Genomic DNA, 19,077 nt, shown 5'->3' with positions numbered 1-19,077 from the left:
CCGCCTGCGCGCTTGACCCCGACCGCGCGGAGTTTCACAAAAGGTGAAAGTCGCCCCTCTGACACGGGCGGCGCGGCGGAGGATGGCCATGCTGATGAAAGGGGTGACCCTGCGCGGGCTCGAAGTGTTCGAGGCGCTGGCCGCGAGCGGCTCGGTGGCACAGGCCGCCGACCTGACCGGGCTCAGCCAGCCCGCCGTCAGCCAGCAGATGCGCAATCTCGAGGCGGCGCTGGGGGCGGAGCTGGTCGATCACGGCCGCCGGCCGATGCAGCTCACCCCCGCCGGGCGCTCCTTCCTGATGCGCACCCAGAGCGTGCTGGGCCAGTTGCGGCTGGCGCAGAACGAGCTGACGGTGATGGATCTCACCCATCTCAGCACGCTGAACCTTGGCGTGATCGACGATTTCGACAACGATCTGACGCCGCAGCTCGTGACGATTCTGGCCGAGAACATGACCCGCTGCCGCTTCAAGCTGGTCACCGCGCCGAGCCACGAGATCGCCCAGGCGATGCGCGAGCGCAAGCTGCATATCGCCATCGCGGCAAGCTCCGGCGCGGTGCTGGACGGGGTGGTGGAATACCCGCTGGTGCGCGATCCCTTCATGCTGGTCTGCGCGCGCGGCGCGCTGGCCGAGGCGGGCGGGGCAGAGGCGCTGATGCGCGCGCTGCCGATGCTGCGCTATGACCGCGAGCAGCTCATCGGGCGGCAGATCGAGGCACATCTGGCGCGGCAGCAGCTGGAATTCCCCGAACGCTTCGAGATCGGCGCGCATCTGTCGCTGATGACGCTGGTGGCGCGCGGGGTGGGCTGGGGCATCACCACGCCGCTGGGCTATATGCGCGCGGGCCGTCTGCATGACCGGATGGAGGCGCATCCCCTGCCGGTGCAGCCTTTTGCGCGCACGATCTCGCTGTTTGCGGCTTCGGACTGGAGCGACCGGGTGCCGCGCGATGTGGCGCGCACCATGCGCAAGCTGGTCTCGGAACTGGTCATCGACCCGGCGCTGCGCCAGCTTCCCTGGCTCGAAGGCGAGCTGCGGGTTTTGGCGGGCGAGTAGCGCCCAGTTTCGGAAATCGTGAAACTGTCAGCGCTCGGCGGCGAGGCAGGCGCGCACCGCCGCCTCGAATTCGCGCGGCTTTTCCGCGTGCAGCCAGTGCCCCGCGCCGGGGATCTTGGCAAAGCGCGCGGCGGGAAACAGCGTCAGGATCCGCTCGCGGTATTCGCGTTTGACGTAGTCGCTCTCGGCGCCGGAGAGGAACAGGGTGGGGCCGTCGAACCGGCCGTCGATCTCGGGGAAGGAGAGGATCTTGGGCATTTCCCTGGCCAGCAGGTCGAGATTGAGTTTCCAGCGCTTCTCCTTGACGTCGAGCGACTGGGTGAAGAAGGCCTGAAGCGTCGGGTCGGGTACGGTGCGGGCGAGCTGCTCGCTGGCATCCGAGCGTTTCTCGACCCGCGACAGATCGACCGCGCGCATGGCATCGACATATTGCATCTGCGAATGCTCGTAGGTCACCGGCGCGATATCGGCGAGGATCAGCCGGCCCACCATCTCGGGCCGGGTCAGCGCCAGCACCATCGCCGCCTTGCCGCCCATGGAATGGCCGAGCACGTCGGCGCGCCCGCCATGGGCGTCGATCACCTCGGCGAGATCCGCCGCCATGTCGGGATAGCTGTGTGTCTCGGTCCAGGCCGACTCGCCATGATTGCGCTGGTCGACGGCGATGACCTGGCGCTCGTCGGACAGCCGCTTGGCGATCACGCCCCAGTTGCGGGCGGAGCCGAAGAGGCCGTGGACGATGAGAAGCGGCGGTTCGGCACCGGGCGTGCCATGCAGGATCGTGTTCAGCATGGGCTCTGTCTAGGAGATGCGCGCGGCGAAGGGAATGGGGCAGGGCGCTCCCGTCGCGGTTTTTGCGCCGGCGTGCGCGAGGGGCTTGCATCGGGCGCGGATTTGCGCAGATCTGGCGGGCATGGCGATGATGGTGGATCCGGAGATCGGCGGCGCGGTGACGCGGCTGGAGCGGCTTTTCGAGGAAAAGCTGTCGCTGCGCCGTGGCGGGTTCGAGACCCGCGCGGCCCGCGCCCGCCGGGCGCTGCCGCGCGCGCTGCGCGGCGATCTGGCGAAGGTGGTCGAGGCGCGCCGCATGGCCGGGCATCCGCGTCTGGCGCGGATGATCGACGCCACCGCCGTCGGGGCCGCGGCGGAGCGGGTCGAGGCGCATCTCAAGCGCATCGACGTGGCGGACCGGCGGCGCGGCAGGCGGCTGTCGCTGCTCGCTGCGGTGATGCTGAACCTGCTGCTGGTCTTTGCGCTGCTGATGGGGCTGCTGCTCTGGCGCGGCTATCTCTGAGGCCGCTATCCCAGCTTCTTCAAAAGCCGCAGCAGCGTCTCCCGCTCGCGTTCGCGCAAAGGCGCCAGCGTTTCGGCGCTGACCTCGATCGCCGCCTCCACCGCCTCGTCGATCAGCGTCACGCCCTCTGCCGTCAGCGAGACCAGATGCCGCCGCCGGTCGTCCGGGTCGGGGGCGGTGCTGAGCAGCCCGCGCGCGATCAGCCGGTCGACCACGCCCTTGGTCGTCGCCCCGTCCATCGCCACCGAGCGGCCCAGCCGGTTCTGCGACATCGGGCCGTCCTCGGCCAGCCGGTGCATCACCGAGAACTGCGTCGGCGTCAGCTTGCCCGGCACCAGCTCGGCAAAAAGCGTGGAATTGCGCTGATAGGCCTTGCGCAACAGGAATCCGATCTGTTCGTCCAGCAGATAGCCGTGTTCGGCGCTGGTGCGGGCTTTGCGGATATCGTCCAAAGGCAAGGCTCTCCTTTTCCGGGGAACGGACGTAACGTCATTTCCTGCGAAAGGCAATGCGGCATCGCCAGTGCCGCCTTGCGGGCAGAGCGCGGCCCGCGCCCTTTCATCTTTCTCCCAAATACTCCGACACAGCCCCGTGGCCGGGCGATGCCGCCGGGCTGTCAGACCGACAGATAGGCATCGCGGATCTCCGGATGCGCCTCCAGCTCGGCGAAACTGCCGTCGAACTTCTTCTCCCCGCCCTCGATGATGATCGCGCGATCCGCCACCGCACGGGCGAAATGCAGGTTCTGCTCGGAGATCATCACCGTCAGCCCCTCTTGCTTCAGCGTCTTGATGGTCTCGGCCATCTGCTCGACGATCACCGGCGCGATGCCCTCCGAAGGCTCGTCGAGCAGCAGCAGCGCCGGGTTGCCCATCAGCGTGCGCGCGATGGTCAGCATCTGCTGCTCGCCGCCCGACATGTGCTTGCCCCGGTTGGCGCGGCGCTCGTAGAGGTTGGGGAAGATCTCGAAAAGCTGCTCCTGGGTCCAGAACGGCGCGTCCTCGCGCTTTGGCTGGCGACCGACCTCAAGGTTTTCCAAGACCGTGAGATCGGTGAAGATGCGCCGGTCCTCGGGCACGTAGCCGATGCCGCATTTTGCGACGCGGAAGGCGGGCTCGCCCACCAGATCGCGGCCCTGAAACGTCACCTGTCCCTGACGCGGGCGCACAAGCTGCATCACCGATTTCATCGTGGTGGATTTGCCGGCGCCATTGCGGCCCAGAAGCGCGACCACCTCGCCGCGCCGCACCTCGAAGCTGAGATCGTTGAGGATATGCGCCTTGCCGTAATAGCTGTGGATGCGCTCGACGCTAAGCATTTGCGTCCTCCTTGAAGAGCGTGCCGCCGCCCAGATAGACCTCTTGCACCTGCGGGTTGTTGCGCACCTCGGTCGCAGAGCCGTCGGCGATCAGCTCGCCCCGGTTCAGCACCATGATGTGATGGGCATGGGCAAAGACCACGTCCATGTCATGCTCGGTAAAGAGCACCGAGACGCCCTGATCCCGCACGATATCGGCCACGAGCTGCATGAGTTCGATCCGCGCCGAGGGCGCCATGCCCGCCGTGGGCTCGTCCATCAGCAAGAGCCGCGGGCGGTGACAGAGCGCAATCGCCAGCTCCAGCCGCTTGAGATCGCCATAGGCCAGCACCGAACAGGGCCGGTCGGCCTGATCGGCCATCGACACCGTGTCGAGAAAGCCCATCGCCTCGTCGCGGTAGAGCTTCCAGGCGCGCGGCGCGATGGAAAAGATCCGCTTGTGGTGGCTCATCAGCGCCATCTGCACATTCTCGATCACGCTCATCGACTGATAGGTGCCGGTGATCTGGAAGGTACGCCCGACGCCGCGCCGCCAGATCTCGCGCGGGCGCTTGCCGGTGATGCGCTCGCCGTCGAGATAGACTTCCCCGGCGGTGGGTCTGAGCTGCCCCATGAGCATGTTGAAACAGGTGGACTTGCCGGCGCCATTGGGGCCGATCAGCGCCTTCAGCTCGCCCTTTGCCACGGCGAAGGACACATCGTTGACAGCGAGAAAGCCGTCATAGCTTTTCTTGAGGTTCTCGACACGCAGGATCTCGGACATCAGACCGCCTCCTCATCGCTATGGCGCAGGCGCCGCCAGAGCGTGCGCAGCGTGCCGACGATGCCTTCGGGCATCACGATCACCACCGCGATGATCACCAGCCCCAGCAGCAGCCGCCAGTATTCCAGCCGCACCAGCCAGTCCTCGACCACGGTCATGAAGCTGGCGCCCACGACGCCCCCCGCCAGCGTCTTCACCCCGCCGAGAAACACCACGATCAGCGCGTCGAAGCTCTTGGCGATCTCCAGCTCCGTCGGGAAGACCGAGCCCTTGGAAAAGACGAAGATCCCGCCCGCAAGCCCCGCCATGGCGCCCGCCAGCGCGAAGGCCGCGAATTGCACGCGCTTGACGTCGATGCCGGTGGCCTCGGCCTGGCGCGGGCTGTCGCGCCCGGCGCGCAGCGCATAGCCGAAGGGTGCGTGGATGACATGGCGCAGGACGAGAATTCCGCCGATGCCGAAGGCCAGCGCGAAATAGTAATAGGCTATGTCGCCCGAGAGCCACTCGGCGGGCCAGATATTGACCAGCCCGTCATCGCCACGGGTGACCGAGCGCCACTGGAAGGCGAGGCTCCAGACGAGCTGCGAAAAGGCCAGCGTCAGCATGGCGAAATAGACGCCGGTGAGGCGGATGCAGAACCAGCCGATCCCCAGCGCCAGCAGCCCGGCGGCGAGCGGCGCGAAGAGAAAGGCGAGCTCCATCGGCGTGCCGGTGTGATAGACCAGCAGCGCCGCTGCATAGGCGCCGCCGCCGAAAAACGCCGCATGGCCAAAGCTGACCAGCCCGCCGGAGCCGAGGATGAAATGCAGACTGGCGGCGAAAAGCGCAAAGACCACCATGTCGACCACCAGCGTCAGCACGAAGGGCTCGGCAAAGACGGGCAGCAGCGCCAGCAGGGCGAGCAGCACCGCGACCAGTGCCATGCCCTTGCGCCCGTAGGGGCGGATCGGGGTTTCCGGCGCGCCGACCTGACCATGTTCGCCCGCCACCTCCTCGCGGCCCAGAAGCCCGTAGGGGCGCACGATCAGCACCACCGCCATGACCACATACATCAGCACCAGCGTCGATTGCGGCAGGTAGGTGACACCGAACACGTTCAGCACCGAGATCAGCACCGAGGCGATGAAGGCCCCGGGCAGGGAGCCCATGCCGCCGATGACCACCACGACAAAGACCGCGCCGATGATATTGAAATCCATCAGCAGATCGGCGCCGCCCTTGGGCAGTTGCAGCGCGCCGCCAAGCCCGGCCAGCGCCGAGCCGAGCGCAAAGACCCCGGTGAAGAGCCAGGCCTGATTGACGCCGAGCGCGCCGACCATCTCGCGGTCCTGCGTGGCGGCGCGTACCAGCACGCCCAGCCTTGTGCGGGCGATGAGATACCAGAGCGCGAAGAGGATGACCGGCGTGATGGCGATCAGCACGATATCGTATTTCGGCACCGGCTCGTCAAAGATCCGCCAGACGCCGCGCAGGCCGGGGGCGCGGGGGCCAAGACGGTCTTCGGCGCCCCAGATCATCAGCGCCAGATCCTGGATGACGAGGATCACCCCGAAGGTGGCGACAAGCTGGAACAGCTCCGGCGCGCGGTAGATCGGGCGCAGCACCACCATCTCGACCACGGCGCCGATGAGGCCCACCGCAAGTCCGGTGAGCAGGATGGCGCCCCAGAACCCGACATGGCCGGGCAGCAGATCCATCAGCACGACACCGATGAAGGCGCCGAGCATGTAGAAGGAGCCATGCGCGAAATTCACGATCCGGGTGACGCCGAAGATCAGCGACAGGCCGGAGGCCACGAGGAACAGCGCGGCGGCATTGGCAAGCCCGGTGAGGAACTGGGCGAAGAAGAAGGCCATGACGGTCCTCTGGCTGGTATCGGGAGAGAGGCTTGCGGGGCCGCCGCGCGGGCGGCTCCGGTGGAGGCCCGGGTCAGGCCCGGGGCGGGGGGCATCGGTCGGAGCCGTCCCAACCCGCCCCGGACGTGGTCCGGGGCCTCATGGCTGGGCCGGGCTCATTCCGCCGGGCGCATCTCCATGATCTCCTCGTCGGAGGGCATGTAGGGCGCGGGGTCGTTATAGGTCCAGTCGACCATCACGCCCTTGCCGTCCTCCACCGCCGTGGTGCCGGTCCAGGCGCCCAGCGTCGACTGGTTGTCGATCTCGCGGTAATGCAGCGTGCCGATGGGCGTGCCCTCGACCTCAAGCCCTTCGAAGGCCATCCGCAGCGCCTCGGTATCGGTGGCGCCGGCCTTGGTGATGGCGGCGGCGATGCTCTGCGCGGTCATGTAGCCCACCAGCGAGCCGATTTTCGGCGTCTCGCCGGTGAAGTCCTCATAGGCATCGACAAAGGTCTTGCCCGGCGTGCCGTCCTCGAACCCGTACCAGGGGAAGCCGGTGACGAACCAGCCTTCAGGCGCCTCGTCCTCCAGCGGTTCGAGATATTCCGGCTCGCCGGTCAGCAGCCCATAGACAGGACGGCCTTCGAAGAGCCCCCGGTCGGTGCCCTGACGCACGAATTTGGCGAGGTCGGTGCCGAAGGTGACGTTGTAGATCGCATCGGGCTTGGCGCGTTCGATGGCCTGCACCTCGGCGCCGGCGTCGATCTTGAACAGCGCCGGCCATTGCTCGGCGACAAATTCCACCTCGGGTTTCAGCATCTTGAGGTTGGTCTTGAAGGCCTCGACCGCATCGGTGCCATAGGCATAGTTCGGCGCGATGGTGGCGTATTTGATTGCGTCGGTCTTGGCGGCCTCCTCGGCCAGCATGGCGGCCTGCACCCAGGTCGAGACGCGCAGGCGGAAGGTATAGGGGTTGCCGGATGTCCACACCAGCGTGTCGGCCAGCGGCTCGGCGGCGAGGTAGAGATATTTCTTCTCGTTGGCGAAGCTCGACAGCGCCAGCCCGACATTCGAAAGGATCGAGCCGGTGAACATCACCGCGCCGTCGCGGGTCATCAGCTCTTCGGCGATCTTCACCGCCTCGGCCGGGTCGCCCTGATCGTCGCGGAAGATGAATTCCAGATCCTTGCCCAGCACGCCGCCATCGGCGTTGATCTCGCTCAGCGCCAGTTCGATGCCCTTCCTGTAGGGCTCGGCAAAGGCGGCGAGGCGCTTGTAATGGTTGATCTCGCCGACCTTGATCGTCTCCTGCGCAAAAGCTGTGGCAGGGGTCAGGGCAAGGGCGGCGGCCGTGGCCAGCACGGTGCGTCTCATCAGGTTCATCGCGTGTCACTCTCCTGTTGGCTGAGGGGCGCTGCGGCCCCCGATGTGATCCGGTCTTTGCGCCGGGTGTCTGGATCTGCAATCGCCGCCGGGCGGGCGGCGACGCGGGCCGGGAACGGTCTGTCGTCTCGAGATTGGGGGATTGTTACCGGACAGGCAAGACGGGCCGGACCCGAAGGCGCCCCTCCGGCCTGTCGCGGAGCGCTATGCGGCGCGGTCAGGGTCATCGCAACCCGTCCTCGCCCGTCACCTCGCGATGCTGCAAGCCGCCGACGCGGGGCAGCGGGCGGCCGGTCTGCTGCAACGCCACCGCCACAACGATCTCGCGCGGGCGCGGGACGTCGGCGATGCGCAGGCGCATGCCGTCGAAATGACTGCGCACATAGGCGGCATCCTTGTGGCCCAGCGGAATGTCGAGACTCTCGCCTGCACGCCCGATGGCCTTGGAGGAGGGCACCAGCGCCTTGCCGCCGCCGATCACCGCGCGCAGCGGCGCGCCGAGCCTGGGGTGCAGGAGTGCTGCGGCGTGTTCCAACTCGCCCAGCTCGCCCACCAGCGCGGCCTTGCCATAGCCCTCGACCGCCTGCGCGCCGCAGCCGAGCGCCGCCAGCGCTTCCTCGCCCAGCAAGGTTCCAAGCGCGGCGCCGGTCTCGATCAGTTCCGACAGGTCGTCCTCGTAGCGCCCGGCAAAGGGATTTTCGATCACCGCCGCCGCGAGCGCCCGGCGGGCGGGCGGCGTGACCGTCCGGCCCATCTCCGAGCGGGTCTCCTCGACCTGCGTGATGATCTTGCGCAGCTTCACCGCAACCCGTCCTCGCCCTTGACGTCTTCTTTCGTCAGACCGCCCATGCGGGCGTGGATGCGCCCGCCGGTGGTCATCACCAGCACCAGCACGATCTCGTCCGGGCGCGGCGCGTCGGGAATACCCACCTCCACCGCATCGTAATGCGAGCGCACGTAAGAGGCGTTGGTATGGGTCACCGGCACGTCGAGCCGCGTGCCCGCCGCGCCGACCTTCTTGGCCGAGGGCACGATGGCCTTGCTCTTCTCGATGGCGTCGCGCATCGCGTAGCCGCCCGGCACATGCCAGAGCGCGCCATGCTCGATCTCGCCGTTCACGCCGACAATGGCGCCCTTGCCATAGCCCTCGACCGCCGCCGCATCGCCGCCAAGCGCGTCGATGAGCTGCTGCGCCATCTGCGCCCCCAGCGGTTCGAGGTCTTTCATGAAGGGGGCGATGTCGTCCACATAGCGCCCGGCATAGGGGTTCTCGATCACCGCCAGCGCGGCGGCGCGTTTTTGCGGCGTTTCGGGGGCGGGGCCGCCCTCGTGATAGACGGTTTCGACCTGGACCAGCGTCTTGCGGATCTTGACCTCAGGCATGGGCGGGCTCCTCCTTGGCAATGGCGGTGCCGAGGGCCACCCGCTCGCCCGCCAGCGCAAGGCAGGCGGCGCGGATCAGGCCCCGGCGGATATAGTCTTCGGCCAGCACGCGGCCCGCGTCCAGCGCGCGCCGCGCCTCGCGGGCGGTGAGCGCGCCCACGCCGGTGGTCACAGGCCGGTCGCCCAGATCGCTGTCGGGGGCGAGGGTGCTTGCGGGCATCCGGGTGATGGCGGGGTGGCCGGGCAGGTCCACCACGTTGGCGATCAGCGTGGCGGCGGCATCGGCCCGCGCGGCGTCGGGCGCCAGCACGGTGACCGCGTCGGCAATGCCCAGCGAGTGCGAACGCCCGCGCCAGCCGCTGGTAGCCACGCCGCCGATGCCATCGCCGGGCGCGATGCTGGCGCGGGCGCCGGGCGCGCCGGTCTGCGGGTCTTCGCAGATCGCCAGCCGCAGCGGCGCGGATCCGGTCCAGAGCGCGATGTCGCCACCATTGTTCACGTGCGCGCGGGCGAGTCCGTGACCGGGCACCAGCGTCGCCGCCAGGATATGATCGGCCACCGATCCCGCCACTGCCGCCATCGGTGTCACGAAGGCGGGCGCGAAGAGATCGGTGGCGCTCTGCATCCGCAGCGCCACGGCGCCACGCGGCGCGGGACCATGCGCCGCGCGCAGCCGGGGCAGCTCGGCGCAGAGATCGTGGAGCACCGGTTCAAAGGCCTCATGCGCGCGCCGCAGGGCGGCTTTGGCCGCGCTTTCGGGGCCTTCTGCCGTCACGATCACGTCGATCGGGCCATGGGTCAGCCGCATCCGCCCGTCACGGGCCATCCGCACGATGGGGGCCTCGCGAAAGCTCATTTTGCGGGCTCCCGGCTGACAGGCCAGGGGCTGCCCGATTTGCGAGTCTCGGCGCGGCGGCCCGAGAGCCGGTGATCGCTCTGCCGCCCGGTGACGCCCTTCAGCGCCTCCTCCAGCGGCATCACATAGTCCATATGCCCGCCAAGCGCCTGATAATCCTCGCGCCGCATGGTGAACTCGATGGGTGCCACAAGCGCCGGGGTGGGCACGTAGCCAAAGGCGTTTTTCGGCATCTGCGTCACGTCCGACATGAAGGTGATGCCGCCGCCGGGCCAGATCATCACCGGCGCGCCGCCGCAGGTCACCCGGGTCAGCCGCGACTGCACCGAGCGCGTGAGGCTCACCGGGTTCTCGGTCACGCCCGAGCGCAGCGAGCCGCCGGCGCCCGCCATGAACAGCACCGAGGCGAGCGACGGCTCGCAATTATCCTCGATCCGCCGGACCGAAGGCAGCAGCCGCTCGGGCATCTCTTTCTCGACCGGCACGAGATCCTCGTTCAGCTCGAAATAGGCGGCGTGCTCGCCGGTGGTCGAGACCATGAGCAGCGACAGTCCGGGCCAGGCGATGCCGGGTTTCCACGCGCCGAGAATCTCCAGCGGATCGGAGAGATCGGTGCCGCCCCAGCCGGTGCCGGGCTCGGCCACCTGGAAATAGCGCCCCGGCGTCGAGCGCCGCCCGTTGATCTTGATCCCGGTGGCGGGCCAGCCGATGACCTTGCCCGCCTGATGTTCCGACATCACGCCGGTGATATGATCGTCGACCACGACAACCTCGTCGACCAGCCCCTGCCACTGCGCCGCGAACATGCCCACCGTGGCCGAGCCGCAGCCGACGCGCATGCGCTCCTCGCGCTGGCCATTGACCACAGGCGCCTGTCCGGCGGCGATCTCCAGCTCGGCGCCATTGTCGATGCTCAGCGCGACGCTTTCGCCATTACACAGCGCCAGCAGGGCCGAGCAGGTCGCGCGCCCCTCCTTCTTGGAGCCGCCGGTGAGGTGGTTGACCCCGCCGAGGCTCAGCATCTGGCTGCCGTATTCCGAGGTGGTGACATGGCCGATCACCTCACCCTCGGCGCGCACCCAGGCGCATTCGCTGCCCAGATGCCGGTCGGTGTCGATCTTCACCTTGGCGCCGCAATAGGAAAAGATCCCCTCGGTCACCACGGTGATCATGTCGGCATCCGCCGCTTTGGAGGCGACGATGAACGGCGCGGGCTTGTAATCGGGATAGGTCGTGCCGGAGCCCACGGCGGTGATGAAAGCCTCGTCGCCCGAGACGATATCGCCGTCCCATTCGCGGTCGAGAAAGGGCACCAGCGCCACGTCCTCGCGGTTTTCCAGAATGGTCAGCGGGTCGAGCCGGACCAGTTCGCCGCCCTCGTTGGCATAGCGGTCGCAGGCGCCGGCGCGGCCCTCGGCGATGTAGCACATCACCGGGCAGGCATCGCAGCGGATCTTGTCGGGGCGGTCCGAGGGGCTGCGTTTCGCGGGGGACGTCGGTGTGCTCAAGTCGCGGGCTCCGGCTGCTGGCTGATCTGCGGCAAGTTCGTTTGTATACGAACGCATGCCATCCGCTCTTCTGTCAAGCGGCGCGATATGGCAGATGGGGTGTGTCGAGACCTGTGATGAGTTTTTCAGCAATCCGTTACGTGTGGTCTGGCAGTCCCCGGATGCGGATTGACAGAAATCGCAAAGCCGCCCTAGGCTGCCTGCATCTTCGTTTGTGTGCGAATGAAATCATCAGAGCCAGCGACCTCAGGAGAGACGCCATGCCCCTGCACCGACCCGACACGCTCGACGCCGCTCTGGCGCTGATGGGCAGGGGCGGCGCGCAGGCGCTGGGCGGGGGACGGATCTCTATCCGGCGCTGCGCGACGGGGTGCCGCCGGCCGAGCTGGTCGACCTGACCGGGGTGGCGGAACTCGTCGGCGTGACGCGCGAGGCGGAGGGCTGGCGCATCGGCGGGGCGACCACATGGAGCGCGCTGCTGCGCGCCGATCTGCCGCCGCTTTTCGATGGGCTGAAAGCCGCCGCGCGCGAGGTCGGATCGGTGCAGATCCAGAACGCGGGCACGGTGGCGGGCAATCTCTGCAACGCCTCTCCGGCGGCGGATGGCGTGCCGACGCTGCTGGCGCTTGATGCCGAGGTCGGGCTGGCCTCTGCGGCGGGCACAAGGCGCCTGCCGCTTGCGGAATTCATCACCGGTCCGCGCGCGACGCTGCTGGAGGCAGGGGAGATCCTGGCGGAGATTTTTATCACGAATGCAGGAGGATGCAGCGCATTCCTCAAGTTGGGTGCGAGGAAATATCTTGTGATCTCCATCGCCATGGTCGCGGCGGTGATCGAGGCCGAGGCGAGCCGCATCACCCGCGCCCGCATCGCCGTGGGCGCCTGCGCACCGGTGGCGCAGCGATTGCCTGCTCTCGAGTCAATGCTTTACGGGAAGAATGTTTTTCAACTAACTGAAATCGTGAGTGAATACCCGTTTTCAGAGCTGACGCCCATTGGCGATGTCCGGGCGCCTGCGGTGTATCGTGACGACGCCGTGCGCACGCTCGTCGCCCGCGCCATTACCACAGCCATGGAACAGGAGGCCGCTCATGTCGCTTGATGCGCCGCAGGGTCATATCGGCTTCACCCTCAACGGCGCCGAGATCACCGTGCCCGCCGACAGCACGGCCCGGCTCTCGGAGGTGCTGCGCGAGGTGGCCGGGGCGAAGGATGTCAAGATCGGCTGCAACGCCGGCGATTGCGGCGCCTGCACGGTTCTGATCGACGGCGCGCCGGTCTGTGCCTGCCTGATGGCCGCCGGGCAGGTGCAGGGCCATATCGTGGAAACGCAATCCGGTCTCGCGGCGGAGGATCCGCATGCGCGCCGTCTCGTGCGCAGCTTTCAGCGCCATCAGGCGGCGCAATGTGGAATCTGCACGCCGGGCATGATGGTCTCGGCGGTGGCGCTGCTGCGCTCCGGCGCGGCGCTGAGCGAAGAGAGCGTCGCGGATGCGCTCGGCGGCGTGCTCTGCCGCTGTACGGGGTATCGCAAGATCGTTGCCGCGGTACTCGATGCGTCCGGCACCGAACCGCTGACCGAGGGCGGCGTGGGCGCACCCATCGCCCGGCTCGACGGCGGGCCGAAACTCTCGGGCGAAGAGCGCTTCGGCGACGATGTGGCGCCCACTGATGCGCTGGTGGTCCGGGTGATCCGCTCGCCCTATCACCGGGCGGCGTTCCGCTTCGGCGATCTTGAGGCGTTTCGCGCGGCCAACGGGCTCGACCTGATCCTAACCGCCGCCGACATCCCCGGCGAGAACCGTTTCGGCGTCATCCCCGGCTTCGAGGACCAGCCGGTCTTTGCCGAGGGCGAGGCGCGGTTCAAGGGCGAGGCGGTGGCGGCGGTGGTCGGCACCCAGGAGGCGCTCGACGCCATGGCGGCGTTTCCGGTCGCGTGGGAGGAACGGCCCGCGATCCTCACCCCGGAGGGCGCCGAGAGCGCCGCGCAACTGCACGAGAGCCGCGCCGAAAACGTCATGTGCCGGGGCTATGTGGCACGCGGCGATGCCGATGCGGCGCTGAAAGGCGCCGCGCATGTGGTCTCGGGCCGCTTCTCCACCGGCTTCATCGAGCATGGCTATATCGAACCCGAGGCGGCCTCGGCCCGCCGGGTCGGCGACCGCATCGAGATTTCCTGCTGCACCCAGGCGCCCTATATGAACCGCGACGGTCTCGCGACGATCATGGGGCTGCCGCCCGACGCGGTGCGCATCCTGCCCACGGCGGTGGGCGGCGGCTTCGGCTCCAAGCTGGACCTCACCGCGCAGCCCTATGTGGCGCTGGCCGCCTGGCATCTGAACCGCCCGGCGCGCATCACCTATACCCGCAGCGAGTCGATCTCGACCTCGACCAAACGCCACCCCTCGGACATGGTGATGGAGATCGGCGCCGATGCCGATGGCCGTATCGTGGGGGCGCGCTTTGACGGGGTGTTCAACACCGGCGCCTATGCGAGCTGGGGGCCGACCGTGGCGAACCGCGTGCCGATCCACGCCAGCGGGCCGTACCGGACGCCGAACTATCAGGCGAAAAGCGCGGGGATTCATACCAATACCGCGCCCGCCGGGGCCTTTCGCGGCTTCGGCGTGCCGCAATCGGCAGTGGCGCAGGAACAGCTCTATGACATGCTGGCCGAGAGGCTGGGGCTCGACCGGCTGGAGTTCCGTCGCCGCAACTGCCTGGTGAACGGCGACCCGACGGTGACCGGGCAGGTGTTCGAGACCGGCATGGGGATCGACGCCTGTCTCGACGCGCTGAAACCGCATTGGGACAGGGCGCAAGCCGAGGTGGCGGCGTTCAACGCCAGCCACGAGGACCGCAAGCGCGGCATCGGCGTGGCGGCGGGCTGGTACGGCTGCGGCAACACCTCGATGTCGAACCCCTCGACGATCCGCGCGGGCGTCACCCCCGAGGGGACGCTGATGCTGCATCAGGGCGCGGTGGATATCGGGCAGGGCTCCAACACCGTGATCACCCAGATCTTTGCCGAAGCCCTGGGCGTGCCGGTTACTGCCGTGACGCGGGTGGGGCCGGATACCGACATCACCCCCGATGCGGGCAAGACCTCCGCCAGCCGCCAGACCTATATTTCCGGCAATGCCGCCCGGCTTTGCGGCGCGGCGCTCCGGGCGCAGATCCTGCGGCTGGGCAATGTCTCGGACGCCGCCGAGATCGCCTTCTCCGGCGAGGGCATCCTGCTTACTGATGCGGGTACAACGGTGAGGGTCGAGCTGCCGCCGGGGGAGCCTTATGCGCTGGAGGCTATCGAAAGCTACGACCCGCCGACCACGCCGCTCGATCCGAACGGGCAGGGCGACCCTTATGCGGTCTTCGGCACCGCCGCGCAGATCTGCGAACTGGAGGTCGATCTGGCGCTCGGCACCGTGCAACTGCGGCGCATCGTGGCGGCGCATGACGTCGGCAAGGCGATCAACCCTCTGCTGGTCGAGGGCCAGATCGAGGGCGGCGTGGCGCAGGGCATCGGCATGGCGCTGATGGAGGAATTCCTGCCGGGCCGCACCGAGAACCTGCACGATTACCTCATCCCCACCATCGGCGACGTGCCCCCTATCGACACGCTGATCGTCGAGAGCGGCGATGCGCACGGGCCGTACGGCGCCAAGGGGCTGGGCGAGCATTGCCTGATCCCCACCGCGCCCGCCGTGCTGAACGCCATCGCCCATGCCACGGGCGCGCGCATCCACCATCTGCCCGCGACCCCGGACAAGATCCGCGCGGCCATCCTGTCGGGGACCACATGACAGACGAACTGACCGGCGCCTTTGCCGGGATCGACGTGGGCGGCACCTTCACCGATCTGGTGTTCTATGACAGCCGCGCCTCGGCGGTGAAACTCGCCAAGGTGCCGACCACGCTGGACAATCAGGCGACGGGGGTGCTGGCGGCGCTGGATGCGGCCTCGGTCGATGCCGCCGCGCTGGATCTCATCGTGCACGGCACCACCACCACCACCAACGCGGTGCTGGAGCGGCGGCTCTGCAAGACCGGGCTGATCACCACCCAAGGGTTCCGCGACGTGCTGGAGCTCGGTCGCCGCACAAGGCCGCATGCCTATGGCATGACCGGCCAGTTCCGTCCGATCATCCCGCGCGATCTGCGGCTGGAGATCCCCGAGCGGCTGCTGGCCGATGGCAGCGTCTATCTGCCGCTCGACGAGGACGCCCTGCGCGTGGCCTTGTCTGAACTCGTGGAAAAGGGCTGCGAGGCGCTGGTGATCCATTTTCTGCACGCCTATGCCAACCCCGCGCATGAGATCCGCGCCGGAGAGATCGCCCGCGAGATCTGGCCCAACGGCAATATCACCCTCGGGCACGCGCTGATCTCCGAGAGTCGCGAATACGAGCGCGGGGTGACGGCGGCGGTCAACGCCTCGGTCCAGCCGCTGCTGCGCCGCTATGTGGAGCGGCTGGCCGACCGGCTGTCGGAGCGCGGTTACGGGCGCGACCTGCTGGTGATGAACGGCAATGGCGGCATGGTCTCGGCACGGGTGGTGGCCGAGGAGGCCGCCAAGACGGTGATGTCCGGCCCCGCCTCGGGTGTGATGGCGGCGGCCTATACCGGGCGGCGCGCGGGCATCCCCGATCTGCTGACCTATGACATGGGCGGCACCTCCACCGATGTGGCGATGATCCGCGGCGCCGACCCGGCGGTGAGCCATGAGATCGAGATCGAATACGCCATGCCGATCCATGTGCCCATGGTCGATGTGCGCACCGTGGGTGCCGGCGGCGGCTCCATTGCGCGGGTCGATGCGGCGGGGCTGTTGCAGGTCGGGCCGGAGAGCGCCGGCTCGGTGCCCGGGCCGATCTGCTACGGCAAGGGCGGCACGGAACCGACAATCTCGGATGCCAATATGTTGCTGGGACGGATGAACCCGGAGCGGCTGAACACCGGCGCGGATGGGGTGTCGCTGGAGACGATCCGCGCCGCCTTTGCCGAAACGCTCGGCGACCGGCTGGGGCTCGATGCGACAGAGTCGGCGGCGGCGGTGCTGCGCATCGCCACGGCGAAGATGGCCGATGCGGTGCGCATGGTCTCGGTCTCGCTCGGCGAAGACCCGCGCGATTTTGCGCTCTTCGCCTTCGGCGGCGCCGGGCCGCTGCATGCCTGCGCCATCGCCCGCGAGCTGGGTGTGCCACGCGTGCTGGTGCCCGCGCGCCCGGGCATCACCAACGCTCTGGGCTGCATCGTCGCCGATCTGCGCCACGATTACGTCGCCACGGTGAACAGGCCGCTCGATACCTGCGACATGGGCGAGGTGCATGCGATCTTCGCCCGCCAGACCGAGGAGGGCCGCGCCGCCATCGCCCGCGAGCGGGTGGAGATCGCCGAGCTGCGGGTGACCCATTCGGTCGAGATGCGCTTCATCGGCCAGACCCATCTGCTGCGCGTGCCGCTCGCCTCCGCGACGCCCTCGCGCGCCGATCTGCAAGCGCTTTTCGAAGACGCCTATTTCCGCCGCTTCCAGGTGCGCCTGCCCGAGATCCGCCCGGCGCTGGTCAATCTCAACACCTCGGTGATCGGTCGCCGCCCCGAGATCGACCTCTCTGCGCTGATCGACGCGGCGGGCCGCAAGGCCAGGCTGGCCGAGGCGCAGACCGGCACGCGCAGGGTCTATTTCGAGGGCTGGACCGACACGCCGGTCTATTGGCGCGATCACCTGCCGCCCGAGGCCATCCTCACCGGCCCGGCGATTGTCGAGCAGATGGATTGCACGCTGGTGCTGGAACCGGGCGACCGCGCCGCCCAGGATGGCGACGGCAATCTGATCGTCACCGTCGCGGGGCGCTCATGAGCGGCGTGGCGCGGGCGGCAATGGCAGCGGTGGAGTATTTGAAGAAAGATGAAAGCCGGGCGCGGCGCTGTGCTTTCATCTTTCCGGAAATACTCCCGCCGGAGGCAGGCATGCATGTGCCACAGGAGGAACGGTCATGAGTCTCGATCCCATCACCCTCACCGTCATCCAGTCCGGGCTGCAACAGGTCTGCGACGAGATGGATCTGAGCTTTTCCCGCGCGGCGTTCTCTCCGGTGATCGCCGAGGCCAATGACCGTTCCGACGGGATCTATGCCGCCGAGGATGGCAGCCTGATCGCGCAGGGCTCGCAAGGCTTGCCGGTCTTTGTCGGGGTCATGCAGCATTCCACCCGCAAGATCATCGAGATGATCGCCGAGGGCCGGGTCGCCGCGCCGCAGCCGGGCGATATCTATATCGTCAACGACCCCTATCTCGGCGGCACGCATCTCATGGATGTGCGCTTTGCCATGCCGGTCTGGCGCGGGGGCGAGATTTTCTGCTGGCTCAGCAATACCGGCCACTGGCCGGATACCGGCGGCGCGGTGCCGGGCGGGTTCTCCGCCAGCGCCACCGCGGTGGAGCAGGAGGGGCTGCGGCTGCCGCCGGTGCGGCTTTTCAAACAGGGCGAGCTCGATCCCGAGATCTATGCCATCATCTGCTCCAATATCCGCGTCGCCGATCAGCGCATCGGCGATGTGAAGGCGCAGGCGGCGGCGCTTTACGTGGGGCAGGCGCGGCTGACGCGGCTGCTCGATCGCTATGGCGACGACACCGTGCGCGAGGCCATCGCCGAGCTGCGCCGCCGTGCCGCCGAGCAGATGCGGGCGCAGATCGCGGCGATTGCGCCCGGGGTCTATCGCTCGATTGCCTATATCGACAGCGACGGGGTGGTGAACGAGCCGCTGGAGATCAAGCTCGCGATCACCGCTGACGGGGAAAAGCTGACCTTCGATTTCGCCGGCTCCAGCGCGCCCTGCGCCGGGCCGATGAACTCGGTTCTGGCGACCACGCACAGCTCGGTCTACCTCGCCATGCGCCACATCTTTCCCGATGTGCCGATCAGCGCCGGGGCCTTCGAGCCGCTGGAGATCCTCCGCCCCGAGGGCACATTCCTCGATGCGCAATACCCGCGCCCGGTCTCGGGCTGCGCGGCGGAGGTCAGCCAGCGCATCGCCGAGGCGGTGTTTGCCGCGCTGGTCGCGGCGCTGCCCGACAGGGTGAGCGCGGCGCCGGCGGGCTCGTCGGGCAATTTCGCACTGGGCGGCGAGGTGGCCGAGACCGGGCAGAGCTATGTGATGTATCAGATCTCGGGCGGCGGTTATGGCGGCTATGCGGGGGGCGACGGAATCTCCAACGGCTGCTCGACCATCGGCATCTCCAAGGCGCCGCCGGTGGAGATCATGGAGCAGCAATTCCCGGTGCTCTATCACCGCTATGCGCTGCGCGAGGGCTCGGGCGGCGCGGGGGCGCATCGCGGCGGGTTCGGGCTCGATTACGAGGTGGAGATCCTCAGGGGCACGGCGCGGGCGAGTTTCGTGATGGATCACGGGCGCTTTGGCCCGCAGGGGGTGCTGGGCGGCGGCGATGGCGCGGTGAACGAGGTCGCGGTGACCCGTGATGACGAGACCTTCACGCCGGAGCATCTCTCGAAGGCGCAGGACATCGCGTTAAGTGCCGGCGACCGCGTGCGTGTGAAGACGCCGGGCGGCGGCGGCTACGGCGATCCGGCGGCGCGCGACAGGGCGCTGGTGGAGGAGGATGTGCGTCTGGGGCGCTACAGCGCGGAAGAGGCGGAGCGGCTGTTCGGGGGAGGGTGAGT

Annotated in this window: 17 protein-coding genes; 7 read left to right on the top strand and 10 right to left on the bottom strand. The window is 68.2% G+C overall.

Annotation, left to right across the window (positions count from 1 at the left end; translation table 11 throughout):
- Positions 1–88 precede the first annotated feature (88 nt).
- Complete coding sequence (locus tag Ga0080574_RS23310) at positions 89–1,057, top strand: LysR family transcriptional regulator (protein WP_076705273.1); 969 nt, start codon at positions 89–91, stop codon at positions 1,055–1,057.
- Between the two features lie 27 nt (positions 1,058–1,084).
- On the opposite strand, the gene Ga0080574_RS23305 is transcribed toward Ga0080574_RS23310, so the two are convergent.
- Positions 1,085–1,849, bottom strand: a complete 765-nt coding sequence (locus tag Ga0080574_RS23305) for an alpha/beta fold hydrolase (protein ID WP_076705271.1) — start codon at positions 1,847–1,849, stop codon at positions 1,085–1,087.
- Between the two features lie 121 nt (positions 1,850–1,970).
- Here Ga0080574_RS23305 and Ga0080574_RS23300 point away from each other — a divergent pair, with 121 nt between their 5' ends.
- On the top strand, positions 1,971–2,351 hold the full coding sequence (locus Ga0080574_RS23300; RefSeq protein ID WP_076705269.1) for a hypothetical protein: 381 nt from the start codon (positions 1,971–1,973) through the stop codon (positions 2,349–2,351).
- Positions 2,352–2,356: 5 nt separating this feature from the next.
- Here the strand turns inward: Ga0080574_RS23300 and Ga0080574_RS23295 are convergent, their stop codons facing one another.
- The 9 genes from Ga0080574_RS23295 to Ga0080574_RS23255 all read right to left on the bottom strand — a co-directional run bounded on the left by Ga0080574_RS23295 (position 2,357) and on the right by Ga0080574_RS23255 (position 11,321).
- The gene (locus Ga0080574_RS23295; protein ID WP_076705267.1) at positions 2,357–2,803 is read right to left on the bottom strand and encodes a MarR family winged helix-turn-helix transcriptional regulator; all 447 of its coding nucleotides are present in this window, start codon (positions 2,801–2,803) and stop codon (positions 2,357–2,359) included.
- Between the two features lie 164 nt (positions 2,804–2,967).
- The gene (locus Ga0080574_RS23290; RefSeq protein WP_076705265.1) at positions 2,968–3,669 is read right to left on the bottom strand and encodes an ABC transporter ATP-binding protein; all 702 of its coding nucleotides are present in this window, start codon (positions 3,667–3,669) and stop codon (positions 2,968–2,970) included.
- Complete coding sequence (locus Ga0080574_RS23285; RefSeq protein ID WP_076705263.1) at positions 3,662–4,432, bottom strand: ABC transporter ATP-binding protein; 771 nt, start codon at positions 4,430–4,432, stop codon at positions 3,662–3,664. Before Ga0080574_RS23285 ends, Ga0080574_RS23290 begins: the two co-directional genes overlap by 8 nt.
- Positions 4,432–6,288, bottom strand: a complete 1,857-nt coding sequence (locus tag Ga0080574_RS23280) for an ABC transporter permease (RefSeq protein WP_076705261.1) — start codon at positions 6,286–6,288, stop codon at positions 4,432–4,434. The genes Ga0080574_RS23285 and Ga0080574_RS23280 overlap by 1 nt, the downstream gene beginning before the upstream one ends.
- 155 nt (positions 6,289–6,443) lie before the next feature.
- Positions 6,444–7,652 (bottom strand): ABC transporter substrate-binding protein, encoded by a 1,209-nt coding sequence (locus tag Ga0080574_RS23275; RefSeq protein WP_076705259.1) that lies wholly within the window; start codon positions 7,650–7,652, stop codon positions 6,444–6,446.
- A gap of 223 nt (positions 7,653–7,875) precedes the next feature.
- The gene (locus Ga0080574_RS23270; protein ID WP_076705257.1) at positions 7,876–8,454 is read right to left on the bottom strand and encodes an amino acid synthesis family protein; all 579 of its coding nucleotides are present in this window, start codon (positions 8,452–8,454) and stop codon (positions 7,876–7,878) included.
- On the bottom strand, positions 8,451–9,035 hold the full coding sequence (locus Ga0080574_RS23265) for an amino acid synthesis family protein (protein WP_076705255.1): 585 nt from the start codon (positions 9,033–9,035) through the stop codon (positions 8,451–8,453). Before Ga0080574_RS23265 ends, Ga0080574_RS23270 begins: the two co-directional genes overlap by 4 nt.
- The gene (locus Ga0080574_RS23260; RefSeq protein ID WP_076705247.1) at positions 9,028–9,891 is read right to left on the bottom strand and encodes a UPF0280 family protein; all 864 of its coding nucleotides are present in this window, start codon (positions 9,889–9,891) and stop codon (positions 9,028–9,030) included. Before Ga0080574_RS23260 ends, Ga0080574_RS23265 begins: the two co-directional genes overlap by 8 nt.
- Complete coding sequence (locus Ga0080574_RS23255) at positions 9,888–11,321, bottom strand: 6-hydroxynicotinate reductase (RefSeq protein WP_237219401.1); 1,434 nt, start codon at positions 11,319–11,321, stop codon at positions 9,888–9,890. The genes Ga0080574_RS23260 and Ga0080574_RS23255 overlap by 4 nt, the downstream gene beginning before the upstream one ends.
- Positions 11,322–11,659: 338 nt before the next feature.
- Here Ga0080574_RS23255 and Ga0080574_RS26610 point away from each other — a divergent pair, with 338 nt between their 5' ends.
- From Ga0080574_RS26610 to Ga0080574_RS23235, 5 genes are all read left to right on the top strand, one after another.
- A complete protein-coding gene (locus Ga0080574_RS26610) occupies positions 11,660–11,797 on the top strand; it encodes a hypothetical protein (protein WP_237219308.1) in 138 nt (45 codons plus the stop codon).
- Positions 11,770–12,501, top strand: coding sequence for an FAD binding domain-containing protein (locus Ga0080574_RS23250; protein WP_237219307.1), 732 nt, complete (start codon positions 11,770–11,772; stop codon positions 12,499–12,501). Before Ga0080574_RS26610 ends, Ga0080574_RS23250 begins: the two co-directional genes overlap by 28 nt.
- A complete protein-coding gene (locus tag Ga0080574_RS23245) occupies positions 12,491–15,202 on the top strand; it encodes a molybdopterin-dependent oxidoreductase (protein ID WP_076705243.1) in 2,712 nt (903 codons plus the stop codon). The genes Ga0080574_RS23250 and Ga0080574_RS23245 overlap by 11 nt, the downstream gene beginning before the upstream one ends.
- Positions 15,199–17,256 carry a hydantoinase/oxoprolinase family protein gene (locus Ga0080574_RS23240; protein ID WP_076705241.1) on the top strand — a complete coding sequence of 686 codons (2,058 nt, stop codon included), beginning with the start codon at positions 15,199–15,201 and terminating at the stop codon, positions 17,254–17,256. The genes Ga0080574_RS23245 and Ga0080574_RS23240 overlap by 4 nt, the downstream gene beginning before the upstream one ends.
- A 136-nt stretch (positions 17,257–17,392) precedes the next feature.
- Positions 17,393–19,075: a hydantoinase B/oxoprolinase family protein gene (locus tag Ga0080574_RS23235; protein WP_076705239.1), complete on the top strand. Its 1,683-nt coding sequence runs from the start codon at positions 17,393–17,395 to the stop codon at positions 19,073–19,075.
- The last annotated feature ends 2 nt before the right edge of the window (positions 19,076–19,077 follow it).

The organism is Salipiger abyssi, from assembly GCF_001975705.1.
GTDB lineage: Bacteria > Pseudomonadota > Alphaproteobacteria > Rhodobacterales > Rhodobacteraceae > Salipiger > Salipiger abyssi.
Note: the sequence above shows the minus strand (reverse complement) of the source record. Positions and strands in the feature narration are given on the sequence as shown.

Bases quoted from the DNA above. Each gene is read 5' to 3' on its own strand.
- Ga0080574_RS26610 (WP_237219308.1), top strand. From the start codon at position 11,660: ATGCCCCTGCACCGACCCGACACGCTCGACGCCGCTCTGGCGCTGATG.
- Ga0080574_RS23240 (WP_076705241.1), top strand. From the start codon at position 15,199: ATGACAGACGAACTGACCGGCGCCTTTGCCGGGATCGACGTGGGCGGC.
- Ga0080574_RS23235 (WP_076705239.1), top strand. From the start codon at position 17,393: ATGAGTCTCGATCCCATCACCCTCACCGTCATCCAGTCCGGGCTGCAA.
- Ga0080574_RS23255 (WP_237219401.1), bottom strand. From the start codon at position 11,321: ATGTGCTACATCGCCGAGGGCCGCGCCGGCGCCTGCGACCGCTATGCC.
- Ga0080574_RS23285 (WP_076705263.1), bottom strand. From the start codon at position 4,432: ATGTCCGAGATCCTGCGTGTCGAGAACCTCAAGAAAAGCTATGACGGC.
- Ga0080574_RS23290 (WP_076705265.1), bottom strand. From the start codon at position 3,669: ATGCTTAGCGTCGAGCGCATCCACAGCTATTACGGCAAGGCGCATATC.
- Ga0080574_RS23280 (WP_076705261.1), bottom strand. From the start codon at position 6,288: ATGGCCTTCTTCTTCGCCCAGTTCCTCACCGGGCTTGCCAATGCCGCC.
- Ga0080574_RS23300 (WP_076705269.1), top strand. From the start codon at position 1,971: ATGGCGATGATGGTGGATCCGGAGATCGGCGGCGCGGTGACGCGGCTG.
- Ga0080574_RS23245 (WP_076705243.1), top strand. From the start codon at position 12,491: ATGTCGCTTGATGCGCCGCAGGGTCATATCGGCTTCACCCTCAACGGC.
- Ga0080574_RS23260 (WP_076705247.1), bottom strand. From the start codon at position 9,891: ATGAGCTTTCGCGAGGCCCCCATCGTGCGGATGGCCCGTGACGGGCGG.
- Ga0080574_RS23275 (WP_076705259.1), bottom strand. From the start codon at position 7,652: ATGAACCTGATGAGACGCACCGTGCTGGCCACGGCCGCCGCCCTTGCC.
- Ga0080574_RS23305 (WP_076705271.1), bottom strand. From the start codon at position 1,849: ATGCTGAACACGATCCTGCATGGCACGCCCGGTGCCGAACCGCCGCTT.
- Ga0080574_RS23310 (WP_076705273.1), top strand. From the start codon at position 89: ATGCTGATGAAAGGGGTGACCCTGCGCGGGCTCGAAGTGTTCGAGGCG.
- Ga0080574_RS23265 (WP_076705255.1), bottom strand. From the start codon at position 9,035: ATGCCTGAGGTCAAGATCCGCAAGACGCTGGTCCAGGTCGAAACCGTC.